This window comes from Evansella tamaricis, from assembly GCF_019042215.1.
GTDB classification, from domain to species: domain Bacteria; phylum Bacillota; class Bacilli; order Bacillales; family Salisediminibacteriaceae; genus Evansella; species Evansella tamaricis.
Genome location: NZ_JAHQCS010000048.1, coordinates 36730 through 63269, shown reverse-complemented (window position 1 = coordinate 63269; position 26540 = coordinate 36730). Strand labels below are relative to the sequence as shown.

Genomic DNA, 26540 nt, shown 5'->3' with positions numbered 1-26540 from the left:
TCAATCTCTGAGCATGGGCGAGTATGGAAGAGCCTGAAGTAGGGGAAAATGAACCAGGTTCGGTTGAACCAGGTTCAAAAACCTTAGGTTCAATCGGAGAGCATAATCGAGAATGAAGGAGCCTGAAGTAGGGGAAAATGAACCAGGTTCGGTTGAACCAGGTTCGGCCCAACCAGGATCAAAACCCCCAGGTTCAAACCGTGAGCATAAGCGAGAATGAGGTAGCCTGAAGGTGGGGAAAATGAACCAGGTTCGGCCCAATCAGGATCAAAACCCCCACGTTCCATTCACCCAGGAAAAAACCCATATTCAACTCGCTAGTTAGTGAAAGACCCTGAATTAATAAACACATAATAATTAAATAGTAGCTAAGATAGAAAAAATACTTACTGGTTTGCAAGCCCTCTTTTATAGATGCATAGATTAGAATATGTGGCTAACGCAAAGGAGGGTAAATAATTGTGGAATGGGAGCTTATTACAAATAATGAAACATTTATTATTACAATTCGGTTAATCATAGCAGCTTCTCTAGGGGGATTAGTTGGAGTTGAAAGGGAATATCATCAGCATCCTGCGGGGTTTCGAACACACTTATTAGTGAGTGTAGGTTCTTGTCTAATTATGTTACTTGCATTTTATGGATTTCAATCATATATGGCAGAGAATCGGGATGTAGTAAATTTTGACCCATCTCGTTTAGCGGCTTATGTAGTTAGTGGGATTGGCTTTTTAGGAGCAGGAACAATTCTTGTTCAAGGGTACACTGTAAGAGGATTGACAACAGCCGCTTCCATATGGGTCGTTGCAGGTATTGGATTGACTGTGGGAGCAGGCATGTATGTGGCAGCAACAATAACAACATGTATTGTAATCCTTAGTTTGTTTTTGTTAGGTAAAATCAACTTTAGTTCCTTGATGAAAAGAAAAAAACACTACATTTATTTAGTAGTGGGGGAAAAAAAGAGTCGTCTAAGTGAAATAATTACGGCTTTAGAAGAGCATGAGATTGATATAAAGGGGATAAAAGCTGAAAAGCAACGATTATATAACGAAAAAGCTATGGTTGAATATAGATTATATGTAGAGTATGAAGATGAGAACTGCATATTAAATCTGACTGATAAATTAAATCAATATCCGTATGTTTATCAAATATACTTTGAAGGTAAATAGAATTAATACAAGTTTATCTGGCTATACTGATTAGGGGAAATAATGAAGTTTTATTTGTTGCAGAAATAAAATTTTTCGTTATAATATTATTAAAGTCAAATATAGTCAAAGTCAAATATTTGCATAGTATGAAGTAATTGTTTGCATTTCATAGTGATGGGAGGTAGGGTATGAAATGCGTAATATCTCAGATATAATTGAAAATTATTTAAAGCAAATCATTGAAAAAAGTAGCAAAGAGTTAGTGGAGATAAAAAGAAGTGAACTAGCTGAACGTTTCGAATGTGTTCCATCCCAGATTAACTATGTAATAAGCACTAGGTTTACTATGGAAAAAGGATATATGGTTGAAAGTAAACGTGGTGGTGGCGGCTATATTCGGATTATTAAAGTAAAACCAAATGACAGAATTGAACTTTTCGATCAAATTAGTGAACTTATCGGCAAAAGGATAGCGCAACAGTCGTCGGAAAATATTATTTTAAGACTTTATGATGAAGAGGTAATTACGAAACGCGAAGCTAACTTAATGCTTAGTGTAATAGACCGATCGACGATTAATTTAAATTTGCCTTACAGAGATCAAATGCGGGCAAGATTGCTCCAAGCAATGATTGCCACTTTAAAATATCAAGAAATGAACGAATAAAAAGGAGGGAGAAGGGATGCTCTGTCAAGAATGCCAAGAACGACAGGCTACGTTACATTTTACCAAGATTATTAATGGAGAAAAAACGGAATTTCATATCTGTGATACTTGTGCGAAAGAAAAAGGAGAGTATATCCCAGGTTCCAATAGTTTTTCCATCCACCAGTTACTGTCAGGGTTATTGGATATTGATCAGCCTTTGAGCTCAACAAATAGCGGATTAAATCAAGTCAAACAACAATTGAAGTGTCCTAATTGTGGAATGACCTATCAACAGTTTGCGGAAATAGGGAGATTTGGCTGTGGGGAATGTTATAAAACCTTTAATGAGAAATTAGATCCAATATTTAAACGGATTCATAGCGGTAATGCGATCCATGGTGGGAAAATACCAAAAAGAAAAGGCAAAGACATTCATATCCATAAGGAAATCGAACGACTAAAAGAGCAGATGCAACAATATATTACAAAGGAAGAGTTTGAAAAAGCAGCAGAAATAAGAGATAAAATACGTTCATTAGAAAAAAGTTTAGATAAGAAAAGGGAGGGATGAAGTATGTCTCTTCAAAATTTTATAAGTAAAGCAATTAGTCCTTGGATGAAAAATGAAGGTCCTGACTCTGATATTGTATTAAGTAGCAGAATTAGGTTAGCTAGGAATATAGAAGAAATAGAGTTTCCTATCATCGCTTCAAAAGAAAAGTTAGAAAACATCATAGAGATAGTTAAGGATAAATTTTCAAAACATACACACCGGAAATTTGGTGAATTAGAACTATTAAAGATGGATGATATGAAGCCGAATGAAAAACGAGTTTTAGTAGAAAAACATTTAATCAGCCCAAACTTATCAGATGAGTCGAAGGCAGGGGCAGTATTGTTAAGCGAAGATGAATCATTAAGTATCATGGTAAATGAAGAAGACCATTTTCGAATTCAAATATTATTATCAGGTTTCCAATTAGATCAAGGATTAAATTATGCAAATGAAATTGATGATTGGATGGAAGAAAAAGTAGATTTTGCTTTTGATCAGAAAAGGGGATATTTAACTAGTTGTCCTACGAATGTAGGAACAGGACTTAGGGCGTCTGTGATGATGCATCTTCCAGCTTTAGTTATTACGAGACAGATGAATCGGATTCTTCCGGCAATTAATCAACTTGGCCTTGTTGTTCGAGGAATTTATGGTGAAGGAAGCGAGGCGTTAGGTAATTTATTTCAAATATCTAATCAAACAACACTGGGAAAATCAGAAGAAGATATTGTAGATGACTTGAGAAGTGTTGTCGTTCAGTTGATCCAACAAGAAAGAACAGCAAGGGAAACCTTATTACAGCAATCAAAACTTCAAATGGAGGATCGAGTTTATAGATCCTATGGGATTTTATCATATAGTAGGACGATGGAATCCAAGGAAGCAACACAACGGTTATCAGATGTCAGATTGGGTATTGACTTGGGTTTGATAACTGATTTAAGTGGAAGTATTTTAAATGAATTAATGATCCTCACACAACCTGGATTTTTGCAACAGTACGCAGGAGAAATATTATCCTCAGAACAAAGGGATCAAAGAAGGGCTACATTAATTCGAGAAAGATTAAAACTAGAAAATAATGCATAGAAATGGAAAACTTTTTTGGAGGTGTAATAATTATGATGTTTGGACGATTTACAGAAAGAGCACAAAAAGTATTAGCCCTAGCACAAGAAGAAGCGATGAGATTAGGCCATAATAATATTGGAACAGAGCATATATTACTGGGACTAGTCCGTGAAGGGGAAGGAATTGCTGCTAAGGCACTAGTTGCTCTTGGTTTGAATCCTGATAAGATTCAAACTGAAGTTGAGAATCTTATTGGAAGAGGTGGAGAAACAACAAAGCAAGTTCATTATACACCTCGTGCAAAAAAGGTGATTGAACTATCCATGGATGAAGCAAGAAAGTTAGGTCATTCCTATGTGGGTACAGAGCATATTTTACTAGGGTTGATTCGTGAAGGGGAAGGCGTTGCTGCCAGGGTTTTAAATAACTTAGGAGTAAGCCTAAATAAAGCCCGCCAACAAGTTTTACAATTATTAGGCAGCAGTGAATCCTCCAATAACCAACAACAGGCCCCAGGCAGCGGTGCAGGAAATAATGTGAATACACCTACTCTAGATAGTTTGGCAAGGGACTTAACCGCCATTGCCAAGGAAGAACAAATTGATCCAGTCATTGGACGTTCAAAGGAAATAGAACGTGTAATCCAAGTCCTGAGCCGCCGCACAAAAAATAACCCAGTATTAATTGGAGAACCTGGTGTAGGAAAAACTGCCATAGCAGAAGGGTTAGCTCAACAGATTGTAAATAATGAAGTTCCCGAAACGCTACGAAACAAACGTGTTATGACTCTGGATATGGGAACTGTTGTTGCAGGAACAAAGTACCGAGGAGAGTTTGAAGATCGGTTGAAAAAAGTGATGGAAGAGATTCGACAAGCAGGAAATGTGATTTTATTTATAGATGAACTCCACACACTTATTGGTGCCGGAGGAGCGGAAGGTGCTATTGATGCATCTAATATCCTAAAGCCATCATTAGCCCGTGGTGAACTCCAATGTATTGGTGCGACTACCCTAGATGAGTATCGTAAATACATTGAAAAAGATGCTGCATTAGAAAGACGTTTTCAGCCTATCCAAGTGGATGAACCAACATCGGATGAATCAATACTGATCTTAAAGGGTTTAAGGGATCGTTACGAAGCACACCATCGAGTGGAAATAACAGATGATGCTATTGAAGCTGCTGTAAAGTTATCAGACCGGTACATCTCTGATAGATTTCTGCCGGATAAAGCAATTGACTTAATTGATGAAGCGGCATCAAAGGTTCGTCTTCGTTCGTATACAGCACCGCCAAATTTAAAAGAAATGGAACAAAAACTAGAAGAAACAAGGAAAGAAAAAGATGCAGCGGTACAGAGTCAGGAATTTGAGAAAGCAGCATCATTAAGGGATAGCGAACAACGTATTCGTGAAGAATTAGAAACGTTAAAAAAGGAATGGAAAGAAAAGCAAGGACAAGAAAATTCCGAAGTTACTACAGAGGATATTGCACAAGTAGTTGCAAGCTGGACTGGGATACCAGTAAGTAAATTAGCAGAAGAAGAAACGGATCGTTTATTACGAATGGAGGAAATCCTTCATAATAGGGTAATCGGACAAGAAGAGGCAGTTAAAGCAGTTTCTAAAGCAGTTCGCAGAGCCCGTGCCGGTTTGAAAGATCCGAAGCGACCAATTGGTTCTTTTATCTTCTTAGGACCAACAGGTGTAGGTAAAACAGAATTAGCAAGAGCAGTGGCAGAATCACTCTTTGGTGATGAAGATGCTATTATTAGAATTGATATGTCGGAGTATATGGAAAAACACAATACTTCTAGACTAGTTGGTTCTCCCCCAGGATATGTTGGACATGAAGAGGGAGGTCAGCTAACAGAAAAGGTTCGTCGAAAACCTTATTCTGTTATCCTGTTAGATGAAATTGAAAAAGCACATCCAGAAGTGTTTAACATATTATTGCAAGTGTTAGAGGATGGATTCTTAACGGATTCTAAAGGACGCAGAGTAGATTTCCGAAATACTGCTATCATTATGACTTCAAATGTGGGAGCAAGTACGCTCCGTCAAAATAAAAGTCTTGGATTCACTGCACAGTTAGATGGGGAAGAATATAAAGATATGAAAGGGAAAGTAATGTCCGAGTTAAAGAAAGCTTTCCGACCAGAGTTTTTGAACCGTATTGATGAAATTATTGTGTTCCATTCCCTAGAGAAGGAACATATTAAGAAAATCGTTTCCTTAATGTCTGCTCAATTGAAAAAACGATTGACGGAACAGGGAGTTGAATTTGACCTAACAGATGAGGCAAAAGCAAAAATTGCAGATGAAGGCTTTGATCCAGAATACGGTGCAAGACCATTACGACGCGCACTGCAAAAGCAGGTGGAAGACCGATTATCCGAAGAACTACTTAAGGGTACTATCTCAAAGGGTCAATCTGTTCTGATGGACGTTAAAGATGGGGAATTCCATGTGACGAAAAAATAACTTTGGATATTTATTAAAGGTTAGAAAAAGTACACAACTGTACTTTTTCTAGCTTTTTTTAAAAGATGTATAAGTTTTTGCACCTTGCGGAGTCTCCCACGAACTCGCTTTTCCCGCAGGAGTGTCGTGAATTTTTCTGTCCTAATATCGGGCATGCCACAGGACGTGGCGCTCTGCCCGATGACGGATTCACGTCTTCGAAATACGAGTAGAGGAAGACACATAGGCCTTTGCTCTTTTCTTAACTTAACAGCATTCCTCGAATTTTCTTCCGTAGATTGTTTCATGATAAAATAATGGGGAAATGAATATACTGAAATGGGTGTAGTTTTAGGAAGGGGAAAAAATATGGTAAAGCGTAAGACAAAATACGTTTGTCAAGAGTGTGGATATGAATCTACAAAATGGATGGGGAAATGTCCAGGTTGTCAGAGTTGGAACTCCATGGTTGAGGAGTTTGAAGCAGTATCAACAACTAAAAAAAGAGGGTTTGTCACGTCAGCCACCATATCTTCATCAAAACCCCAACCTATCACTAAAATAGAACACCAATTAGAGGAAAGATACGATACACATATTCGTGAACTAAACCGCGTATTGGGTGGAGGAGTAGTTCCAGGCTCACTTGTCCTCGTGGGAGGAGACCCAGGTATAGGAAAATCCACTTTACTACTGCAAGTATCTGGTGAAATTGCTAAACATAAAAAGCGTGTTTTATATATCTCAGGGGAGGAGTCCCTTAAACAAACAAAACTCAGAGCAGATAGATTAAATATTACTTATGATGAGTTGTTTGTTTTAGCTGAGACAGATGTGGAACATATTGAAAAAATGATTGAAGAGATTCAACCAATCCTTGTTGTAATTGACTCGATTCAAACGGTTTATTTAGATGCAATAAGTAGCGCTCCAGGTAGCGTATCTCAAGTCAGAGAATGTACAGCAGCTTTCATGAGAATTGCAAAGACATCGGGAATTGCAATTTTTATTGTGGGCCATGTGACAAAACAGGGGGCTATCGCTGGACCTCGTCTATTAGAACACATGGTTGATTCCGTTTTATATTTTGAAGGAGAGAGACATCATACGTATAGAATTTTAAGGGCTGTTAAAAACAGATTTGGATCTACGAATGAGATTGGTATTTTTGAAATGAAAGAAGTTGGTTTAGAGGAAGTACTGAATCCGTCAGAAATATTTCTAGAGGAAAGATCAGCAGGATCAGCAGGGTCAGCAGTAGTTGCATCGTTAGAAGGAACAAGAACGGTTCTTGTGGAAATTCAAGCATTAATATCGCCAACCAGCTTTGGTAATCCCCGGAGAATGGCTACTGGAATAGACCATAATCGAATCTCTCTCCTTATGGCTGTATTAGAAAAGCGTGTCGGATTATTATTACAAAACCAAGATGCATATATTAAAGTTGCAGGTGGCGTGAAGTTAGATGAGCCTTCTATAGATTTAGCAATTGCAGTAGCAATTGCATCTAGTTTTAGAGACTCCCCTACGCCCCCAACAGATGTCATCATAGGTGAAGTGGGTTTAACAGGAGAGATAAGGCGTGTTTCAAGAATTGAACAGAGAGTGATTGAAGCGGCTAAATTAGGATTTAAACGGGTCATCGTACCTGAAAACAGTATTGGTGGGTGGACGGCTCCAAAAGGGATAGAAGTTGTTGGTGTTAATTCTGTTAATGATGCTTTGGAAGTTACGTTAGGAGGAATGATGAGTGGATCAGCACCAAGATTCGAACTATGATACAACCTTTATTGATGGGGTTTTACAGTTAGTTTCTCCCGGCACTCCTCTACGTGAGGGAATAGATAATGTCCTTCGTGCTAAAACTGGGGGATTAATTGTCTTGGGACATTCAAACGAGATGATGGACCTTGTGGATGGGGGATTCTTTATCAATTGTGAATTCTCACCTGCCTATCTATATGAATTGGCGAAAATGGATGGTGCAATTATATTAAGTGAGAAAGCAGATAGAATTTTATATGCCAATACACAACTGGTACCGAATAATGCAATTGAATCAACAGAGACCGGTATAAGGCATCGAACGGCACAACGAGTAGCCCGACAGACAGGCAGTCTTGTTATATCCATATCTCAGAGGAGAAATGTCATTACCCTTTACCAAGGGGAGTACCGTTACGCATTAAAGGATATAGGTGTTATTTTAACAAAAGCAAATCAAGCCATTCAAACTCTTGAAAAATATAAATCTGTCTTGGATCAAGGGATTACCAACTTAGGTGCTTTAGAGTTTGAGGAATTAGTTACCTTTCAAGAAGTATCTCAAGTCATGCACCGTGTGGAAATGGTTCTTCGAATTAAAAGTGAAATTTTAAATTATGTTAATGAGTTAGGGAACGAAGGGCGATTAATTTCTATGCAATTGGAAGAATTAGTTTCCAATGTGGAAAGGGAAGCAGTATTATTGATCAAAGATTATATGAAGGATCTGGAAAGTAATCCGATGCAACTTTTGAAGAAATTAATACGTCTTTCTAATGAAGAATTGTTAGATGACCAGGTGATTGTAAAACTGCTTGGATATAACAAGAGTACAAACTTATCAGAATTTGCCGTTTGTCCTAGGGGTTATCGTATATTACACAGAATCCCAAGAATTCCTCCGCATGTGGTAGAGAATCTCATTAATAAGTTCGAAGACTTACCTCAAATTATGAGGGCATCTACAGAGGAGTTAGATGAAGTCGATGGAATTGGAGAAGCTAGGGCGAGAAAGATTAAAGAGGGGCTAACAAGAATTCAAGAACAACTATTTATCGATCGACATATTTAGTTGTCAAATTGACTCAACCCTTGACGAACGGAGTAAGGAAGTATATAATTAAGATTTTACTTTAATTGACAACATTTAGTTGGTTTGGTAAGGTGTTATTATTCGTTACCAAAAAGTGTGTAAATTTTTGTGATTTGTCTGGATTAATGTTTGATTTTTCTTAATTTGTCTATAATGATTAAAGGAGGTGAAGTAGATGGTTCGAAGAATTGTACAGATATTTATTTTAATTATTGGCGGTACAGTAGGCTTTATCTTTTTACCAGATTTAATTGAGTTGTTGAATATTGGGAATATCCCTTCTTGGCTTACGAATTCATATGCAGGAGCGTTTTTAGGTGCACTTATATTATTTTTATCTACCTTCTGGTTAGTGGACGATATTGTCGGCTTGATCCGATTAGTGGAAGAAACATTGGTGAAAGCACCAGTCACCGATTTATTGTTCGGGACTATGGGTTTAGGGATTGGGTTACTCCTAGCTTATTTATTAAGCCTTCCAATTGTTGAAATGCAGCTTCAAGTAATCAGTACAATATTACCACTGTTTATAACACTATTATTAGGTTATTTAGGTTTTCAAGTTGGATTTAAGAAAAGAGATGAATTAACAAACCTTTTCCCAATTGGAAATAAAGCGAATCTAAAAGATAAGAAAAAAAATTATGTATCAAATGACGGTCATGAAATTACAGGTTCTTTAAAAATTTTAGATACAAGTGTAATTATAGATGGACGAATTGCAGATATTTGTCAAACTGGATTTTTAGAGGGGACTTTAATGATTCCTGAATTTGTACTTGAAGAATTACAACATATTGCAGATTCTTCAGATGTATTAAAAAGAAATCGAGGACGACGGGGACTAGATATTTTAAATAAAATCCAAAAAGAATTACCTGTAAATGTTGAAATTTATGAAGGTGATTTTGAAGAAATACAAGAAGTCGATAGTAAACTCGTAAAATTGGCAAAGCTGTTAGAAGGTTATGTCGTAACAAACGATTTTAATTTAAATAAAGTGTGCGATTTGCAGGGAGTTTCTGTACTTAATATAAACGATCTAGCAAATGCAGTTAAACCAGTTGTTTTACCAGGTGAAGAGATGAATGTTCAGGTTATCAAAGATGGGAAAGAGCAAAATCAAGGAATTGCCTATCTAGATGATGGAACAATGATTGTAGTGGAAGAAGGACGTAATTATATTGGAAAACAAATAGACGTTATCGTCACTAGCGTTTTACAAACATCTGCAGGAAGAATGATTTTTGCAAAACCGAAATTATTAGAAAAAGCACTTTAAATTCTCATTACCTGATAGTAGAATATGCATTAATAAATTTCATTTTCATCAATTAGTGGTTTCTTTTCACGCTAAGATAAAAGGATCGATGAGTATGGAAAACTATAAAGTAGTCATTCCTGCTGCAGGACAAGGAAAACGAATGAAGGCAGGTCAAAATAAACAATTTTTATTGTTGGATCAAACTCCCCTTCTCATTCACACTCTCCGTGTGTTTGAGGGGGATGTTCTTTGTGAATCGATCATTCTTGTGGTAAATGAAGGGGAATTAGAAGAAATGAGAACCCTTTTACTTACTTATGGAATAAAAAAAGTGGAACAGATTGTTCTAGGCGGTCAAGAAAGACAGCACAGTGTCTATGAGGGGTTAAAAGCGCTGGATGGTAATCCCATTGTATTAATCCATGATGGTGCAAGACCATTTATACAACAATCGGAAATACATAAATTAGTAGAAACAGTAGTCAAATCCGGTTCAGCAACGATAGGAACTCCAGCAAAAGATACAATGAAACTGGTAGTGAACGGAAAAGCGGTTAAAACTGTTGAACGCTCGAGCTTGTGGGCAGTACAAACACCACAAGCTTTTCGTCTTGCTGATATTCTTTATGCTCACAAGAAAGCGGAATTAGATTCCTTTATGGGTACAGATGATGCTTCCCTTTTGGAGTTTATAGGGGAAAAAGTTACTATTGTAGAAGGGAATTATGAGAATATAAAATTGACAACACCAGAGGATATTATTTTCGGTGAGGCCATCATCAAAAGGCGAAAGGGAGAGAGAAATGGTTCGGATAGGACAAGGGTTTGATGTTCACCAATTAGTTGAGGGGCGTCCTCTTATCATTGGAGGGATTGTCATCCCACATGAAAAGGGATTATTAGGACATTCAGATGCGGATGTATTATTACATACCATTGCAGATGCATGTTTAGGTGCAATTGGGGAGGGGGATATTGGGAAACATTTCCCTGATACAGATCCTTCGTTTAAGGATGCAGATTCTGCAAAGTTACTCAGTTTTGTATGGGGAATGGTCAAAGAGAGAGGTCTAAGTCTCGGGAATTTAGATTGTACAATTATGGCGCAAAAGCCTAAGATGGCACCGTACATTACAGAGATGAGGGAAAGAATAGCTGAATTATTGGATGCTGAAGTCAGTCAAATTAATGTCAAAGCTACAACAACTGAAGAATTAGGGTTTACTGGCAGGGAAGAAGGAATAGCTTCTATGGCAGTAGTGTTATTAAACAGTTAGCTGAAAATGGTAAAGGTTTGTGAAAAAAATAAATCAATGGGATTATAAATTCTTGCAGAAGAATAAGAACAAAAGAATGGAAGGTGTCATAAAATGACTCAACAAGTACGTGTGAGATTCGCTCCAAGTCCGACAGGTCACCTGCATATTGGTGGTGCTCGCTCTGCATTATTTAACTATTTGTTTGCAAGGAATCAGAATGGGAAATTCATTCTTAGAATAGAAGATACAGATCAAGCAAGAAATGTAGACACTGCAACGGAAAAACTAATGGACAGTTTACGGTGGTTAGGGATTGAGTGGGATGAAAGTGTGGATATTGGCGGTCCCCACGCACCTTACAAAAGTATGGATCGATTGGATATCTATAAAGAGCATATTGATCAATTGCTGGCAAACGGTAAAGCATATCACTGCTACATGACAGAAGAAGAATTGGAAAAGGAGCGGGAAGAGCAACGTTCTAAAGGGGAAACGCCTAAGTATAGTGGAAGGGATAGAAACCTTACCCAAGAACAAAAGGAGTCCTATGAACGGGAAGGGAGAACACCTGTAATCCGCTTTCGAGTTCCTGAGACTCAAACTATCGTTGTAGATGATATCGTAAGGGGTTCTGTACAATTTGATTCAGAGGGTATTGGGGACTTTGTAATAGCTCGTCAAGATGGTGTTCCAACGTATAACTTTGCGGTGGTCATTGATGATCACTTAATGGAGATATCACATATTATTCGTGGAGAAGAGCATTTATCAAACGCCCCAAGGCAAGTACTCATTTATGAGGCATTTGGATGGGAAACCCCAAGGTTCGCACATGCATCTTTAATCTTAAATGAAGATCGTCAGAAAATGAGTAAGCGGGATGAAACAATTATTCAGTTTGTTGAGCAATACCGTGAATTAGGGTATATGCCCGAAGCAATAGTAAATTTCATCGCTTTATTAGGGTGGTCTCCCGGTGGAGAAGAGGAAATTTTGTCACTTGAACAATTAGTGGAACAATTTTCTTTGGAGCGTGTCATTAAAGCACCTGCCGTTTTCGACACGAAAAAATTGGCCTGGATGAATAACCAATATATGAAAGAAGCGGATGTGGATCGAGTGGTAGATTTAGCACTCCCGCACCTTATTAATGCAGGTAAACTTCCTGAAGATATGGATGGGGAAGAAAGGCAGTGGGCACATCAACTTATTGCACTTCATCAAGAAAAACTCAGTTTTGGAGCAGAAATTGTTAAGCTTACAGAGTTGTTCTTTAATGCAGATATAGACTATAATGAAGAAGCAAAAGAAGTGCTTTTAGAAGAACAGGTGCCTGAAGTCATGCGTGTCTTCAAAGAGAAAGTCGATGCACTTGAAGTATTCTCTGCAGAGGAAATTAAAAAAACAATAAAAGAAGTACAAAAGGAAACAGGACATAAGGGAAAAAAATTATTTATGCCAATCCGTGTAGCGACTACCGGTCAAACACATGGACCAGATTTGCCTCAGGCTATTTCCCTTTTAGGAAAAGAAGTTGTATCCAGTCGCTTAGAAAAGTTAATATAAGGGAAAACTTAAGTATATATTTTGAAAGCGAAGATGAGGAGAAGTAGGGAAAGAAAATCTTTTACAGAGAGAACTGCATTTAGCTGAAAGCAGTTTATTGAAAATCTTTTCTGAAATGCACCTCAGAGTCCTTTACTGAACAAGATGAATAAATGGTTTTATTTATCCAAGTAAGTAAGGGCGGTGAGAACCGTTATGAACTTATTAAAGTGGAGTAATTGGGATTTAATTACTCAAACAGAGTGGAACCACGTTTATGGAAGCGTCTCTGTGTCAAATTAGACACAAGGCGCTTTTTATTTATGTTTTCCTGTTGGTACAATAAACAGAATGATTGAGCTTTAATTGCATGTATGATTTGTTTCAATGGGGAAAGGAGGCCGGAGCATATGTTTCGAACGTTAAAAAATGATATTGATGTGGTGTTGGAGCAAGACCCAGCAGCCAGGAACCGTTTTGAAGTATTAATTAACTATTCTGGAGTTCATGCCATATGGTGCCATCGGTTCTGTCATTGGTTATGGAAAAAACGGATATATTTTATCGCACGTTTTTTTTCCCAAGTAAGTCGTTTCTTGACAGGAATAGAGATACATCCTGGCGCAAAAATTGGGCAGCGCCTCTTTATAGATCATGGCATGGGGGTTGTGATTGGAGAAACGTGTGAAATAGGGGATAACGTAACAATATATCAAGGGGTAACCCTTGGTGGTACAGGAAAAGAAAAGGGAAAGAGGCATCCGACGGTGGAGGATAACGTCCTCATTGCAACTGGTGCAAAGGTGCTTGGATCTATGAGGATCGGAAAGAATTCACGAATTGGTGCAGGTTCTGTTGTTTTAAAGGAGGTACCGCCCAATTCAACAGTAGTTGGAATTCCAGGACGTGTTGTAGTTCAAGATGGAATTAAAGTGGGCCATGATTTAGATCACATTAATCTTCCAGATCCAATATCTGATAAATTTCGTGAGCTTGAAGAAGAGATACTCCGTTTAAAGGATGAACTTAAAGAGTTCAAAAAGGAAAAGGTAAATAAGTAAAACGAATGGAAAAGGAGTAAGGGACATGGGTATTAAACTTTATAATACGTTGAATCGTAAGGTGGAGGAATTTAAACCGTTAGAAAAAGGAAAGGTTAAGATGTATGTTTGTGGCCCAACCGTTTATAACTATATTCACATTGGAAATGCGCGTCCGGCTGTAGTATTCGATATGGTTCGAAGATATTTGCAATACCGAGGGTATGAAGTTAACTATATATCAAACTTTACTGATGTGGATGACAAGATCATAAAGGCTGCAGAGGAGATGGGAGAGGATGTGCAAACAATCTCCGAGCGCTTTATTAAAGCGTATCATGAAGATACGTCCGCTTTAGGGGTTAAAGAAGCGGATGCACATCCAAGGGTAACGGAAACAATGCCAGAGATCATTTCCTTCATCAACCGTTTAGTGGAAAAAGGCTATGCTTATGAAGCCGGTGGAGATGTTTATTTCCGTACGAGAAAATTTAAAGAGTACGGAAAACTATCTCACCAATCCGTGGATGATCTACAATTGGGCACCAGGGTGGAAGTGGGAGAGAAAAAGGAAGATCCACTGGATTTTGTGCTATGGAAAACAGCAAAACCAGGGGAGATCTTTTGGGAAAGCCCTTGGGGGAATGGACGTCCAGGATGGCATATTGAATGCTCTGCAATGGTAAAGAAATACTTAGGGGATACCATTGATATTCATGCAGGAGGTCAAGATCTTTCCTTTCCCCATCACGAAAATGAGATTGCTCAATCGGAAGCGCTAAATGAAAAACCAATGGCTAACTACTGGATCCATAATGGGTATATTAATATAGATAATGAAAAAATGTCCAAATCTCTGGGGAACTTTATTTTAGTTCATGATATTATTAAAAAATTCAATCCAGAAGTTGTCCGCTTTTTCATTGTAAACGCACATTACAGAAGCCCGATTAATTTTAGTGATGACCAATTAGTCAGTGCGGCAAATGGGTTGGAAAGAATCAAAACGACCTATTCCAATTTAGTGCACCGATTTAAGAAAACAGCCGATTTGGGGGATGGGGAAGAGAAGTGGCTCAAAGAAATCAATTTTTACCATTCTAATTTCATCAAAGAGATGGATAACGATTTTAATAGTGCGAACGCAGTAGCTGCAATGTTTGACTTAGCAAAAACAGCTAATCATTATTTGAGGGAAAACCACACTAATAAAGACGTTCTCGAAAATTTCTTAAAACGGTTTGACGAGATGTCCTTTGTGTTAGGAATTGAGTTAAAGGAAACAGAAGAACTTTTAGATGAGGATATAGAAGCACTTATTCAAGAGAGAATGGATGCAAGGAAAAACCGAGATTTTGCAAGGGCAGATGAGATCCGTGATGAGTTAAAAGAAAAAAATATCATTCTTGAAGACACACCTCAAGGTACCCGTTGGAAGAGGGTGTAGTTGTGAAATTAAATCAAGTAGTAAGGGAACCGGAACAATTAAATGCCTTGGCATTAGCATATATGGGAGACGCGGTATTGGAAACGTATGTCCGATACCGCCTCATTTCAAAGGGACAAGTTCGCCCGAATAAGTTGCATCGAACGGCAACCAATTACGTCTCTGCAAAAGCACAAGCAAATGTTTTACAAGAACTTTTTCAGCGGAATTGGTTAACAGAACAAGAGCGGTCTGTTGCCTTAAGAGGTAGGAATGCAAAATCAGGTACAATCCCAAAAAATACAGATCATGCTACTTATCGATATAGTACTGCATTTGAATCTCTCATAGGATATCTATACTTAGTAGAAAATAAAGAGCGACTAGATGAATTAATGGAAGTAACGTTTTCAATTATAGAAGGAAAGGGGGGAGAAAAATGACGGAAAAACTTGATTTTATAATTGGGAAAAATCCGGTTATTGAAGCCATAAAGGGAAAACGGCCAATAAATAAAATCTGGATTGGGGAAGGATCACAAAAAGGTCAAATGGCTACTGTTATTCAATTAGCTAAAAATAGCCAGTTAAATGTTCAAATTGTCCCAAGGAAAAAGCTGGACCAACTTGTGGATACAGACCAGCATCAGGGCGTGGTAGCACAAATTGCCGCCTATGAGTATCAGGATATCTCAGTCCTTTTTCAACGGGCGGAAGCGAGAAATGAAGCACCCTTTTTTCTGCTCCTTGATGAACTGGAAGATCCCCATAACTTAGGGTCGATTATTCGGACAGCAGATGCGGTTGGTGCCCATGGTGTAATTATTCCTAAGCGACGTTCTGTGGGACTTACTTCAACGGTTGCAAAAGCGTCAGCAGGAGCAATTGAACATATTCCAGTGACTAGAGTGACGAATCTTGCAAGAACAATGGAAGATTTAAAGAAAAAAGGAATGTGGTTCGTTGGGACGGATGCTTCGGGAACGGAAGACTATCGCAATGTTGATTTGGACATGCCAGTGGTATTAGTTATTGGGAGTGAAGGAAAAGGTATAAGTCGGTTAGTCAAGGAAAAATGCGATTTCCTTGTGCGAATTCCATTATCCGGAAATGTGACATCCCTCAATGCATCAGTGGCTGCGAGTCTCCTTATGTATGAAGTATATCGGCGTCGTAACCCTCAAGGTTTGAAATAAATGAGAAGGGTTTTATTGGTGGATGGTTATAATATAATTGGTGATTGGCCTGAATTAAAACAACTACAATTAAAGGACTTAGAAGGCGCTAGAGACATTCTCATTGAAAAGATGGCAGAATACCAGGCATATACTGGTATGGAAGTTTTAGTTATTTTTGATGCCCATATGGTACCAGGTTTAGGGAAAAAGTACAGGAATCATCGGTTGAACATTATTTATACACGGGAAAAAGAAACGGCAGATGAGCGTATTGAAAAACTGGTTCGGGAAATGAAACGTGTAGATACTCAAATCTATGTGGCAACATCTGATTTTGTGGAGCAACGAGTTATTTTCGCAAGCGGTGCTTACCGGAAATCTGCTAGGGAATTACGGAACGAAGTGGAAGAGATGGAAAAGAACATTAAAAAAGATGTTATCCAAACAAAACAATCGAGAGTAAAAACAAAATTACCAATTACTGATGAAATGGCAGAAATATTTGAAAAGTGGCGTCGAGGAGAGCGGTGAGCACCTTGACGCCTTAGTTTTTTTTCCTGTATACTATTTCTATATTTAGACAATTCTATTTGTTTAAAAAGACTTAGTCAAATTATACGCTTTCATTAGGAGTCTAGTTATACAAGATTCAATCTACTCCTCTTTTTAAACAGAGAAAAAAGCTAGGGTCGGAGGGATCGCGGTGGCTTTAAACATCATCGAGAACGGACTGCAAGCCAAATATGATGGAATGGAAGATGAAAGCCTCGTTGAGTATGTACGAGAAGGGGATAGTTTTGCCCTGGAATACTTAATCAATAAATACAAGAACTTCGTTCGGGCAAAGGCTAGATCCTATTTTTTAATTGGAGCAGACCACGAAGATATTGTTCAAGAGGGAATGATAGGACTCTATAAGGCTATCCGTGATTATAAAGGAGACAAGCTATCTTCTTTTAAGGCGTTTGCGGAACTCTGTATCACTCGACAAATTATTACAGCGATTAAAACAGCCACTAGGCAAAAACATATACCACTCAACTCATATGTTTCATTGGACAAGCCAATCTATGACGAAGAGTCGGATCGTACTTTATTAGATGTTATCGTAGGTTCAAAGGTTAGTAACCCAGAAGAACTTCTAATTAATCAAGAGGAGTTTGATGATATAGAAATAAAAATGGGTGAAATACTAAGTGAATTAGAAAGAAAAGTTTTAATGCTTTATTTGGATGGGAGAAGTTATCAGGAAATATCTGCCGATTTAAAAAGGCATGTGAAATCCATTGATAATGCCCTACAGCGTGTTAAACGGAAATTGGAAAGATATGTGGAGTTAAAAGGTGTAAAATTATAAAAAACAGGGGTTTTCCCTGTTTTCTTTTTAAAGAGATAAGAAAGAATAAGATTTCTTATCGTTGTCTAGCTCCAGTGACGAAGTAGACATGGATGTGGCACTTGTACCCGTGGTGAAAGTGAGCGTCCTTCGTTCCAATCAACAACGAAATATAACAGAACCTAAAAAATAAAAGAGTATAAGATTTCTTTTTTTCTATCTGCTCCAACGGCGAGCGATGCTGCCCTTTGAATATGCTTTCAGTTGTCTCAACGGACAGGACTCTAATAACTAAGTATTGAAAAAAACGGAACAATCTTCTTTCCTTTTTATTTACCAGAGCCCCTTTTTTTAACCCAAAACTAGATTTCAACATCTTTTCCAGGCAACTACTTATGAAAAACAAGAAATTAGTCTACAATGAAGATGGCAAGGAGTCATTGACATGTAAGGAATCCGTGTGATAAGTTTTAAAAGTATGTATGAACATCGTGAGGTGAAAAAGGATACGATGTCGCAGAAAGTAGTTCTTGCATGTGAACATTGTAAGTCTCGGAACTATACAACGAATAAAACGGAGCAAATTCGGACAACCCGGATTCACATAAAAAAGTACTGTCGTACTTGCGGAAAACATACAAAACATGTTGAAACGAAATAGTTTTTCTCACACATATGTTTAGATAACTGGAGGTGTCGACTTATGGCTAATGTGGTAAAAGGATCAACCAAATTTTTAAAAGACGTGTCAACAGAAATGAAGCGTGTTTCCTGGCCGAAACGTAAAGAATTGGTAAGATACACAGGTGTTGTTATTGCAACAGTAGCATTTATTGCTGTATTCTTTGCAATTGCAGATTTAGGAATTTCCAGCTTAATTCGAGCAATACTTAATTAAGATAAATTGACAGTTCTATGAAAAAAATGGTTTTGTTAGAGGAGGGAAGGACAACCTAGTCCTAATCATGGAAAAGAATTGGTATGTCGTTCATACTTATTCCGGTTATGAGAATAAGGTGAAGACTAATTTAGAAAAACGCGTTGAATCGATGGACATGACTGATAAGATTTTTCGTGTTCTTGTCCCTGTGGAAGAAGAGACGGAAATTAAAAACGGAAAAAGTAAACAAGTAACTAAGAAAGTTTTTCCTGGTTATGTTATCGTGGAGATGGTCATGACTGACGACTCGTGGTATGTTGTTCGTAACACTCCTGGAGTTACTGGTTTTGTTGGTTCTGCAGGTGCAGGTTCTAAACCGACACCATTGTTACCGGAAGAAGCAGAAACAATCTTAAAGCAGATGGGTGTGACAGAACCTCGGGCCGAAGTGGATTTCGAATTAAAAGAGTCTGTTAAGGTAAAAGAGGGACCATTTGCCAACTTTATTGGTACAGTAGAGGATATCTATACGGATAAACAGAAATTGAAGGTACATGTGAATATGTTTGGAAGGGAAACGCCAGTTGAATTAGAATTCACCCAAGTGGAAAAAATTTAGGTGAAATTTAAATTTACTTGCTATCTCTTGTTCGAAGTGATAAAATCTTAATGTTGTTAATGAACGTGGACATTTCGTTCACGTTTTTTCCTGCAAAAATGCAGAAATTGAGTGGGAGAGCAGATGCTCGGTTTACCACATCACGGACTTAAGGAGGTGTGTCGCGTGGCTAAAAAGGTCATTAAAGTAGTTAAATTACAAATTCCTGCTGGTAAAGCAAATCCAGCACCGCCTGTAGGACCTGCATTAGGTCAAGCTGGTGTAAATATTATGGGATTCTGTAAAGAATTTAACGCTCGTACGCAAGAACAAGCGGGATTGATTATTCCAGTAGAGATTACGGTATTTGAAGACCGTTCATTTACATTTATCACAAAAACTCCACCTGCAGCAGTGTTATTAAAGAAAGCAGCTGGAATTGAAACAGCATCAGGTGAGCCTAACACGAAAAAAGTTGCTACCCTGAAGCGTGATAAAGTACGGGAAATTGCTGAAACAAAAATGCCAGATCTAAACGCTGCTGACGTAGAAGCAGCGATGCGTATGGTAGAAGGTACTGCCCGTAGCATGGGAATTGTTATTGAAGACTAATAACCCATGATGAACAACGAGGTTGCGAGAAAAGGGTCTGTGCCCTGCCTGCATAAAGCAGGTTCGCAACCTTTATTAGTGGGAGGTATAACCGCTAAAACCACATTCGAGGAGGAAATAACATGGCTAAGAAAGGTAAAAAATATACAGATGCACTTAAGCTTGTTGATCGAGAAAGAGTGTATGAAGTATCAGAAGCTGTTGAACTAATTAAAAAAACAGCAACTGCAAAGTTTGATGAAACAGTTGAATTAGCTGCCCGTTTAGGCGTAGACCCAAAGAAAGCAGATCAACAAATCCGTGGAGCAGTTGTTCTTCCAAACGGAACTGGTAAAACACAACGTGTACTAGTTTTTGCTAAGGGAGAAAAAGCGAAGGATGCAGAAGCTGCTGGAGCTGACTACGTAGGAGAAGAAGATCTTATCAATAAAGTAAACCAAGGCTGGTTTGATTTTGATGTGGTCGTTGCTACTCCTGACATGATGGCTCAAGTTGGTAAACTAGGTCGAGTTTTAGGACCAAAAGGTTTAATGCCAAACCCTAAGACAGGAACTGTAACTTTCGATGTTACGAAGGCTGTTAATGAAATTAAAGCTGGTAAAGTGGAGTATCGAGTTGATAAATCAGGTAATATTCATGTTCCAGTTGGAAAAGTTTCATTTGAAGATGGAAAGTTAATTGAAAACATCCAAACAATCATTGAAACATTGTTAAAAGCAAAACCTGCGGCATCAAAAGGGACTTACATGCGTAATGTTTCTATTGCATCAACAATGGGACCTGGTGTAAAGGTAAATGTTGCTAACTATAAACTATAATTAACTAGTTGACTTCTAGAATTGTTCTAGATATACTAATACTTGTGAAAATTAAAGAACTAAATCATACCGTAGACAGTAGGTGCTTTATGCTTAATTTCCTACCGAGGTTCGTTTAATCGAATTCCCAATGGTTTTCTCCATGGGTTAAGATACGACTGCCTTCATGTCTATAACATGAAGGCATTTTTTATACTTACGGTATGACATCAACGGGAGGTGTCAGGATGAGAGCAGTGATCGAAAAGAAGAGTCAAATTGTTGAAGAAATCGCAACGAAACTTCAAGAAAGTCAATCTACAATTGTTGTAGACTACCGTGGACTTGATGTATCTGAAGTTACGGAACTTCGTAAACAACTTCGTGAAGCGGGAGTAGACTTTAAAGTATATAAAAATACAATGGCCCGCCGAGCTACAGAAAAGGTTGGTCTTACTGAGCTTGATGCGCAGTTGACGGGACCTACAGCAATTGCTTTTAGTAACGAGGACGTTGTTGCACCAGCGAGAATTCTTAATAAATTCGCTAAGGATCATGATGCTTTAGAAATTAAAGCAGGTGTTATCGAAGGCCGAATTGTTTCCCTAGAAGAAGTTAAGGCTCTTGCAGAACTACCATCTCGCGAAGGGTTGCTTTCCATGCTACTCAGTGTGCTACAAGCACCAATTCGCAACTTTGCATTGGCAACAAAAGCTGTTGCAGATCAAAAAGAAGAACAAGGCGCGTAATAAACAGGATGATCGCATAGCGGTCTAAACTTTAAAACGATATTAGGAGGAAATAAAAATGACTAAAGAACAAATTATTGAAGCGGTTAAAGAAATGTCCGTTTTAGAATTAAATGATCTTGTAAAAGCAATTGAGGAAGAGTTTGGTGTAACTGCTGCTGCACCTGTTGCTGTAGCTGGTGGCGGTGCTGCTGATGCTGCTGAAGAGCAATCTGAATTTGATGTAGTACTAACATCTGCTGGATCTTCTAAAATTGGTGTTATTAAAGTAGTTCGTGAAATCACTGGTCTTGGCTTGAAAGATGCTAAAGCTCTTGTTGATGGTGCACCAGCTCCAGTTAAAGAAGGCGTAGCTAAAGAAGAAGCTGAAGAAATTAAAGCGAAGCTTGAAGAAGCAGGCGCTTCTATAGAAGTTAAGTAATTAACACCATAGGGAACTCGCTTTGGCTATATTCAAAGCGAGTTTTTTCTATCAACTTTACTAGTGTTAGTATGGATCTTACAGATACTGGCAAAGCTGATGAGGTGCATTTTTATAGGTTCCGTAAAAGAAGGTTCAATAGCTGAAACCTAAGGTAAATCCTTCTGAAGGGGGGGATCTCAATTAGATGGGAGATCACTATTATACAGAAAAACCAAATGTGGAAAGTAAAAGGGAGAGGATAACAGAAACGATCGCAGGTGAAACTCTTCAATTTTATGTGGACAGGGGCGTTTTTTCTAAAGCTGGGTTAGATTTTGGGACGCGCCTTTTATTAGAATCTTTTGAACCTCCCACTCTTACTGGTTCCTACTTGGATGTTGGCTGTGGTTGGGGACCGATTGGAATTACGTTAGCAAAACTTAATCCAGGTTTAGAAATATATATGGTTGATATTAACAAGCGCGCTGTAGAACTTTCCATAGAAAACGGAAAGATGAACGGTGTGAAAAATATAAATGTATTTCAAAACAATTTGCTGAGTGGTTTCACCGAAAAATTCGCAGTAGTTTTAACAAACCCTCCAATAAGGGCAGGGAAGGAGATTGTTTTCCGTCTTTACGAACAAGCAGCGGCCTCTTTACTAACTAACGGAGAACTATGGGTTGTTATCCAAAAAAAGCAGGGTGCTCCATCCACGATAACAAAATTAGTGGAATTAAACTTAGAGGTTGACGTGGTAAAAAAATCTAAAGGTTATTTTATCATAAGGGGTAAAAATCGTTGACCTGATTTTTGTTTTGTGTTAATGTTATATAATGCGTATGAATGTATAGTTAAAAATTGGGTAATTATGCTTAAAATATAGGTGATGTGTATAAAAAGGGTGATTTTGGACAAACTAGTAACGTCTTTTATGCCTCTGTTCAGTTAGAAGGCTATCACACCTTTTTTTTGTTTTTTTTTCACGCTATATTATTTGAAAAAAAAGAACTTAGAAACAATTTCAACATTATGATTTAGGATTTTTATTTTTGTCTGTCAAAGGATTGCTGTGTGTCTTATGTAGTCCTTTTGATATAAAAACGCTAGTTTTGAGGGGTGAATCAGTTGACAGGTCAACTAGTTCAGTATGGACGCCACCGCCAGAGGAGAAGTTATGCTCGAATCAGTGAAGTTCTGGATCTTCCGAACTTGATTGAGATTCAATCAGCTTCTTATCAATGGTTTCTTGATGAGGGTATACGTGAAATGTTTCAAGACATTTCTCCAATTGAAGATTTTACTGGTAATTTGGTTCTTGAGTTTATTGATTACAGTTTAGGAGAGCCGAAATATTCAGTAGAAGAATCAAAAGAGCGAGATGTAACATATTCTGCACCACTTCGTGTAAAAGTTCGTCTCATTAATAAAGAGACAGGAGAAGTGAAAGAGCAGGAAGTATTTATGGGGGATTTCCCATTAATGACTGATACAGGTACTTTTGTAATCAATGGTGCTGAACGAGTCATTGTATCCCAGCTCGTTCGATCACCGAGCGTGTATTACAGTAAAAAGATCGACAAAAATGGTAAGCCAGGATACACAGCAACAGTGATCCCAAACCGTGGAGCATGGTTGGAATTAGAAACGGATGCAAAGGATATCGTATATGTGCGAATTGATCGTACTAGGAAAATCCCAGTAACCGTTCTTTTACGTGCACTTGGATTTGGAACTGATCAAGAGATCATTGATCTTTTAGGAGAAGATGAGTACTTAAGAAACACTCTTGAAAAAGATAATACAGATACTAGTGAAAAAGCGCTACTGGAAATTTATGAGCGTTTACGTCCAGGGGAACCACCAACAGTAGATAATGCCAAAAGTTTATTAGAATCCCGTTTCTTCGATCCGAAGAGATATGATTTGGCAAATGTTGGACGCTATAAGATGAATAAAAAACTTCATATTAAAGACCGTCTTTTTAACCAACGATTGGCAGAAACGTTAGTTGATCCTGAAACGGGAGAAGTCCTCGCAGAAGAGGGTGCGCTAATCGATCGTAGGTTGTTAGATAGGTTGATCCCATACTTAGAAAGTAATGTTGGTTTCCGTCACTACACCCTTCATGGTGGAGTTGTGGAAGACGAGGAAGTGGAAATGCAATCGATTTTAATCCACAACCCTGATGGTTCAAGTGAACAACCAATTAGAGTAATCGGTAATGGTGTGGTCGAAAAAGGAATTAAGAATATAACACCCGCAGATATCCTTGCATCCATTAACTACTTCTTCAATTTGTTACATGGAGTAGGAAATACAGACGACATTGACCACTTAGGAAATCGTCGACTCCGTTCGGTCGGTGAGTTATTGCAAAATCAATTCCGTATTGGTTTATCTAGAATGGAACATGTAGTACGTGAACGTATGTCTATCCAAGATGCCAATGTAATTACACCACAGGCATTGATTAATATTAGACCTGTTATTGCATCTATAAAAGAGTTTTTTGGGAGTTCACAACTATCTCAGTTTATGGATCAAACGAATCCTTTAGCGGAGTTAACACATAAACGTCGACTTTCTGCGCTTGGGCCTGGTGGATTGACGCGTGAACGTGCTGGTTTTGAAGTTCGAGACGTTCATTATTCCCACTATGGTCGCATGTGTCCGATTGAAACACCAGAGGGGCCGAACATTGGTCTTATTAACTCTTTATCCAGTTATGCAAAAGTCAACGAGTTTGGATTTATGGAGACTCCATATCGTAAAGTTGACCACGAAACAGGTCGGGTTAGTGCCCAAATTGATTACTTAACTGCTGATGAAGAAGATAATTATGTCGTTGCCCAGGCAAATGCAAAACTTGATGAAAATGGTGCTTTCTCTAATGACAATATAATCTGTAGATTCCGTGGGGAAAACATCATTGTCCCCCGTGATCGAGTGGACTACATGGATGTATCACCTAAGCAAGTTGTTTCTGCTGCGACTGCGTGTATCCCTTTCTTAGAAAACGATGACTCAAACCGTGCTCTAATGGGTGCGAACATGCAACGTCAAGCAGTTCCATTGTTGAAGCCAGAAGCACCTTTAGTGGGGACTGGGATGGAATATGTTTCTGCGAAGGACTCTGGTGCAGCGGTAGTTTCGAAAGTGAAAGGCCGTGTGGAAAGGGTAACAGCAAAGTATGTCCAAATTAGACAAATTGAAGAAATTGATGGCCGAGATGTGGAAGGGGATGTTGTGAGATATAACCTTCAGAAGTTCGAACGGTCCAATCAAGGAACTTGTTATAATCAGCGTCCGATCGTGAGTGAAGGTGACATTGTGACAAAGGGAGAAATTCTTGCCGATGGTCCTTCGATGGAATTGGGAGAAATGGCCCTTGGTCAAAATGTTATGGTTGGCTTTATGACTTGGGAAGGTTATAACTACGAGGATGCGATTATCCTTAGTGAACGCTTAGTAAAAGATGATGTTTATACATCTGTTCATATTGAAGAATACGAATCTGAAGCTCGAGATACAAAGCTTGGACCGGAAGAGATTACCCGCGACATTCCAAACGTTGGGGAAGATGCATTAAAAAACCTAGATGAACGTGGAATTATTCGTGTTGGTGCAGAAGTAAAAGACGGGGATATTCTCGTTGGTAAAGTAACTCCTAAAGGGGTAACTGAACTAACAGCAGAGGAACGTCTACTTCACGCTATCTTTGGTGAAAAAGCCCGCGAAGTCCGTGATACATCATTACGAGCACCACATGGTGGAGATGGGATTGTCCTTGATGTAAAAGTGTTTAATCGGGAAGACGGAGATGAGCTTCCTCCTGGAGTTAACCAACTAGTCCGTGTCTATCTCGTGCAAAAGAGAAAGATTCACGAAGGAGATAAAATGGCTGGTCGTCACGGAAACAAGGGTGTAATTTCCAGGATTCTTCCAGAAGAGGATATGCCATATTTACCTGACGGAACGCCAATCGATATCATGTTAAACCCTCTTGGTGTACCATCTCGTATGAACATTGGGCAAGTATTAGAGCTTCACCTTGGGATGGCTGCAAGAAGGTTAGGGATTCACGTAGCAAGTCCTGTATTTGATGGAGCCCGAGAAGAGGATGTTTGGGGTACCATTTCCGAAGCAGGGATGGCCCGTGACGGAAAAACCGTACTATATGATGGTCGAACAGGAGAACCGTTTGATAATCGTGTTTCTGTGGGTATTATGTATATGATTAAGCTCGCACACATGGTTGATGATAAATTACATGCCCGTTCAACAGGACCTTACTCCCTAGTTACGCAACAGCCGCTAGGTGGTAAAGCTCAATTTGGTGGTCAACGTTTCGGTGAGATGGAGGTATGGGCATTAGAAGCATATGGTGCAGCCTATACATTACAGGAAATATTAACTGTCAAATCTGATGATGTTGTTGGACGTGTGAAAACATATGAAGCGATTGTTAAAGGTGAGAATGTACCAGAACCTGGTGTTCCTGAATCATTCAAGGTTCTTATCAAGGAACTTCAAAGCTTAGGTATGGATGTTAAAATGCTCTCAAGCAATGAAGAAGAAATCGAGTTACTAGAGTTGGATGATGAGGAAGAACAAGGGAATGACAAGTTAAACTTGAACCTTGAAACAAATGAATCGAACGGTTAATGGGAGAACTTGAATGCTGAAAGGGAGGTTA

The 26540-nt window shown here is 38.5% G+C and carries 26 protein-coding genes and 2 other annotated features; all 26 genes read left to right on the top strand.

Features of this window, described 5'->3' with window-relative positions; translation table 11 throughout:
• Positions 1-461: 461 nt before the first annotated feature.
• The 26 genes from KS419_RS03685 (at position 462) to rpoB (ending at position 26509) form a co-directional block, all read left to right on the top strand.
• The gene (locus tag KS419_RS03685) at positions 462-1175 is read left to right on the top strand and encodes an MgtC/SapB family protein (RefSeq protein ID WP_217064732.1); all 714 of its coding nucleotides are present in this window, start codon (positions 462-464) and stop codon (positions 1173-1175) included.
• A gap of 175 nt (positions 1176-1350) precedes the next feature.
• Positions 1351-1824 (top strand): CtsR family transcriptional regulator, encoded by a 474-nt coding sequence (locus KS419_RS03680; RefSeq protein ID WP_217064731.1) that lies wholly within the window; start codon positions 1351-1353, stop codon positions 1822-1824.
• A gap of 16 nt (positions 1825-1840) precedes the next feature.
• Positions 1841-2377 carry a protein-arginine kinase activator protein McsA gene (mcsA, locus tag KS419_RS03675; RefSeq protein ID WP_217064730.1) on the top strand — a complete coding sequence of 179 codons (537 nt, stop codon included), beginning with the start codon at positions 1841-1843 and terminating at the stop codon, positions 2375-2377.
• A gap of 3 nt (positions 2378-2380) precedes the next feature.
• Positions 2381-3451, top strand: a complete 1071-nt coding sequence (gene mcsB, locus KS419_RS03670) for a protein-arginine kinase McsB (protein WP_217064729.1) — start codon at positions 2381-2383, stop codon at positions 3449-3451.
• Between the two features lie 32 nt (positions 3452-3483).
• On the top strand, positions 3484-5919 hold the full coding sequence (gene clpC / locus KS419_RS03665) for an ATP-dependent protease ATP-binding subunit ClpC (protein ID WP_217064728.1): 2436 nt from the start codon (positions 3484-3486) through the stop codon (positions 5917-5919).
• A 348-nt stretch (positions 5920-6267) separates the two neighbouring features.
• On the top strand, positions 6268-7677 hold the full coding sequence (radA, locus tag KS419_RS03660; RefSeq protein WP_217064727.1) for a DNA repair protein RadA: 1410 nt from the start codon (positions 6268-6270) through the stop codon (positions 7675-7677).
• Positions 7649-8734: a DNA integrity scanning diadenylate cyclase DisA gene (gene disA / locus KS419_RS03655; RefSeq protein ID WP_217064726.1), complete on the top strand. Its 1086-nt coding sequence runs from the start codon at positions 7649-7651 to the stop codon at positions 8732-8734. The genes radA and disA overlap by 29 nt, the downstream gene beginning before the upstream one ends.
• Positions 8735-8930: 196 nt before the next feature.
• Positions 8931-10037, top strand: a complete 1107-nt coding sequence (locus KS419_RS03650; RefSeq protein ID WP_217064725.1) for a PIN/TRAM domain-containing protein — start codon at positions 8931-8933, stop codon at positions 10035-10037.
• Positions 10038-10131: 94 nt separating this feature from the next.
• A complete protein-coding gene (ispD, locus tag KS419_RS03645; RefSeq protein ID WP_217064724.1) occupies positions 10132-10848 on the top strand; it encodes a 2-C-methyl-D-erythritol 4-phosphate cytidylyltransferase in 717 nt (238 codons plus the stop codon).
• Entirely contained in the window at positions 10823-11296 is a 474-nt protein-coding gene (ispF, locus tag KS419_RS03640) for a 2-C-methyl-D-erythritol 2,4-cyclodiphosphate synthase (RefSeq protein ID WP_217064723.1), read from the top strand. Before ispD ends, ispF begins: the two co-directional genes overlap by 26 nt.
• Before the next feature lie 93 nt (positions 11297-11389).
• Positions 11390-12844, top strand: a complete 1455-nt coding sequence (gltX, locus tag KS419_RS03635; protein ID WP_217064722.1) for a glutamate--tRNA ligase — start codon at positions 11390-11392, stop codon at positions 12842-12844.
• Between the two features lie 21 nt (positions 12845-12865).
• Positions 12866-13117, top strand: a binding site (T-box leader).
• A gap of 116 nt (positions 13118-13233) precedes the next feature.
• Positions 13234-13884, top strand: coding sequence for a serine O-acetyltransferase (gene cysE / locus KS419_RS03630; protein WP_217064721.1), 651 nt, complete (start codon positions 13234-13236; stop codon positions 13882-13884).
• 25 nt (positions 13885-13909) lie between these two features.
• On the top strand, positions 13910-15310 hold the full coding sequence (gene cysS / locus KS419_RS03625) for a cysteine--tRNA ligase (protein WP_217064720.1): 1401 nt from the start codon (positions 13910-13912) through the stop codon (positions 15308-15310).
• 62 nt (positions 15311-15372) lie between these two features.
• A complete protein-coding gene (locus tag KS419_RS03620; RefSeq protein WP_217064734.1) occupies positions 15373-15732 on the top strand; it encodes a Mini-ribonuclease 3 in 360 nt (119 codons plus the stop codon).
• Complete coding sequence (gene rlmB, locus KS419_RS03615) at positions 15729-16484, top strand: 23S rRNA (guanosine(2251)-2'-O)-methyltransferase RlmB (RefSeq protein WP_217064719.1); 756 nt, start codon at positions 15729-15731, stop codon at positions 16482-16484. The genes KS419_RS03620 and rlmB overlap by 4 nt, the downstream gene beginning before the upstream one ends.
• Positions 16485-16997 carry an NYN domain-containing protein gene (locus tag KS419_RS03610; RefSeq protein WP_217064718.1) on the top strand — a complete coding sequence of 171 codons (513 nt, stop codon included), beginning with the start codon at positions 16485-16487 and terminating at the stop codon, positions 16995-16997.
• 172 nt (positions 16998-17169) lie between these two features.
• Positions 17170-17823: an RNA polymerase sporulation sigma factor SigH gene (sigH, locus tag KS419_RS03605; protein ID WP_217064717.1), complete on the top strand. Its 654-nt coding sequence runs from the start codon at positions 17170-17172 to the stop codon at positions 17821-17823.
• A gap of 457 nt (positions 17824-18280) precedes the next feature.
• Positions 18281-18463 carry a 50S ribosomal protein L33 gene (rpmG, locus tag KS419_RS03600; RefSeq protein WP_343215022.1) on the top strand — a complete coding sequence of 61 codons (183 nt, stop codon included), beginning with the start codon at positions 18281-18283 and terminating at the stop codon, positions 18461-18463.
• Positions 18464-18505: 42 nt separating this feature from the next.
• Positions 18506-18700: a preprotein translocase subunit SecE gene (secE, locus tag KS419_RS03595; RefSeq protein ID WP_217064715.1), complete on the top strand. Its 195-nt coding sequence runs from the start codon at positions 18506-18508 to the stop codon at positions 18698-18700.
• 67 nt (positions 18701-18767) lie between these two features.
• Positions 18768-19301: a transcription termination/antitermination protein NusG gene (nusG, locus tag KS419_RS03590; protein WP_217064714.1), complete on the top strand. Its 534-nt coding sequence runs from the start codon at positions 18768-18770 to the stop codon at positions 19299-19301.
• Between the two features lie 165 nt (positions 19302-19466).
• Positions 19467-19892: a 50S ribosomal protein L11 gene (rplK, locus tag KS419_RS03585; RefSeq protein ID WP_013486737.1), complete on the top strand. Its 426-nt coding sequence runs from the start codon at positions 19467-19469 to the stop codon at positions 19890-19892.
• A 122-nt stretch (positions 19893-20014) separates the two neighbouring features.
• On the top strand, positions 20015-20710 hold the full coding sequence (rplA, locus tag KS419_RS03580; protein WP_217064713.1) for a 50S ribosomal protein L1: 696 nt from the start codon (positions 20015-20017) through the stop codon (positions 20708-20710).
• A 51-nt stretch (positions 20711-20761) separates the two neighbouring features.
• Positions 20762-20910 (top strand) — a sequence feature (ribosomal protein L10 leader region).
• Positions 20911-20937: 27 nt separating this feature from the next.
• Positions 20938-21438 carry a 50S ribosomal protein L10 gene (rplJ, locus tag KS419_RS03575; RefSeq protein ID WP_217064712.1) on the top strand — a complete coding sequence of 167 codons (501 nt, stop codon included), beginning with the start codon at positions 20938-20940 and terminating at the stop codon, positions 21436-21438.
• Between the two features lie 58 nt (positions 21439-21496).
• Positions 21497-21859, top strand: coding sequence for a 50S ribosomal protein L7/L12 (gene rplL / locus KS419_RS03570; protein WP_246593634.1), 363 nt, complete (start codon positions 21497-21499; stop codon positions 21857-21859).
• Positions 21860-22046: 187 nt separating this feature from the next.
• Positions 22047-22646, top strand: coding sequence for a class I SAM-dependent methyltransferase (locus KS419_RS03565; RefSeq protein WP_217064711.1), 600 nt, complete (start codon positions 22047-22049; stop codon positions 22644-22646).
• Between the two features lie 323 nt (positions 22647-22969).
• Positions 22970-26509 (top strand): DNA-directed RNA polymerase subunit beta, encoded by a 3540-nt coding sequence (gene rpoB / locus KS419_RS03560; protein ID WP_217064710.1) that lies wholly within the window; start codon positions 22970-22972, stop codon positions 26507-26509.
• Positions 26510-26540 lie beyond the last annotated feature (31 nt).

Bases quoted from the DNA above. Each gene is read 5' to 3' on its own strand.
- ispF (WP_217064723.1), top strand. From the start codon at position 10,823: ATGGTTCGGATAGGACAAGGGTTTGATGTTCACCAATTAGTTGAGGGG.
- rlmB (WP_217064719.1), top strand. From the start codon at position 15,729: ATGACGGAAAAACTTGATTTTATAATTGGGAAAAATCCGGTTATTGAA.
- rplA (WP_217064713.1), top strand. From the start codon at position 20,015: ATGGCTAAGAAAGGTAAAAAATATACAGATGCACTTAAGCTTGTTGAT.
- mcsA (WP_217064730.1), top strand. From the start codon at position 1,841: ATGCTCTGTCAAGAATGCCAAGAACGACAGGCTACGTTACATTTTACC.
- cysE (WP_217064721.1), top strand. From the start codon at position 13,234: ATGTTTCGAACGTTAAAAAATGATATTGATGTGGTGTTGGAGCAAGAC.
- KS419_RS03620 (WP_217064734.1), top strand. From the start codon at position 15,373: ATGGGAGACGCGGTATTGGAAACGTATGTCCGATACCGCCTCATTTCA.
- KS419_RS03650 (WP_217064725.1), top strand. From the start codon at position 8,931: ATGGTTCGAAGAATTGTACAGATATTTATTTTAATTATTGGCGGTACA.
- secE (WP_217064715.1), top strand. From the start codon at position 18,506: ATGGCTAATGTGGTAAAAGGATCAACCAAATTTTTAAAAGACGTGTCA.
- mcsB (WP_217064729.1), top strand. From the start codon at position 2,381: ATGTCTCTTCAAAATTTTATAAGTAAAGCAATTAGTCCTTGGATGAAA.
- radA (WP_217064727.1), top strand. From the start codon at position 6,268: ATGGTAAAGCGTAAGACAAAATACGTTTGTCAAGAGTGTGGATATGAA.
- KS419_RS03565 (WP_217064711.1), top strand. From the start codon at position 22,047: ATGGGAGATCACTATTATACAGAAAAACCAAATGTGGAAAGTAAAAGG.
- nusG (WP_217064714.1), top strand. From the start codon at position 18,768: ATGGAAAAGAATTGGTATGTCGTTCATACTTATTCCGGTTATGAGAAT.
- clpC (WP_217064728.1), top strand. From the start codon at position 3,484: ATGATGTTTGGACGATTTACAGAAAGAGCACAAAAAGTATTAGCCCTA.
- rpmG (WP_343215022.1), top strand. From the start codon at position 18,281: ATGTATGAACATCGTGAGGTGAAAAAGGATACGATGTCGCAGAAAGTA.
- KS419_RS03610 (WP_217064718.1), top strand. From the start codon at position 16,485: ATGAGAAGGGTTTTATTGGTGGATGGTTATAATATAATTGGTGATTGG.
- gltX (WP_217064722.1), top strand. From the start codon at position 11,390: ATGACTCAACAAGTACGTGTGAGATTCGCTCCAAGTCCGACAGGTCAC.
- KS419_RS03680 (WP_217064731.1), top strand. From the start codon at position 1,351: ATGCGTAATATCTCAGATATAATTGAAAATTATTTAAAGCAAATCATT.
- cysS (WP_217064720.1), top strand. From the start codon at position 13,910: ATGGGTATTAAACTTTATAATACGTTGAATCGTAAGGTGGAGGAATTT.
- rplL (WP_246593634.1), top strand. From the start codon at position 21,497: ATGACTAAAGAACAAATTATTGAAGCGGTTAAAGAAATGTCCGTTTTA.
- ispD (WP_217064724.1), top strand. From the start codon at position 10,132: ATGGAAAACTATAAAGTAGTCATTCCTGCTGCAGGACAAGGAAAACGA.
- rplJ (WP_217064712.1), top strand. From the start codon at position 20,938: ATGAGAGCAGTGATCGAAAAGAAGAGTCAAATTGTTGAAGAAATCGCA.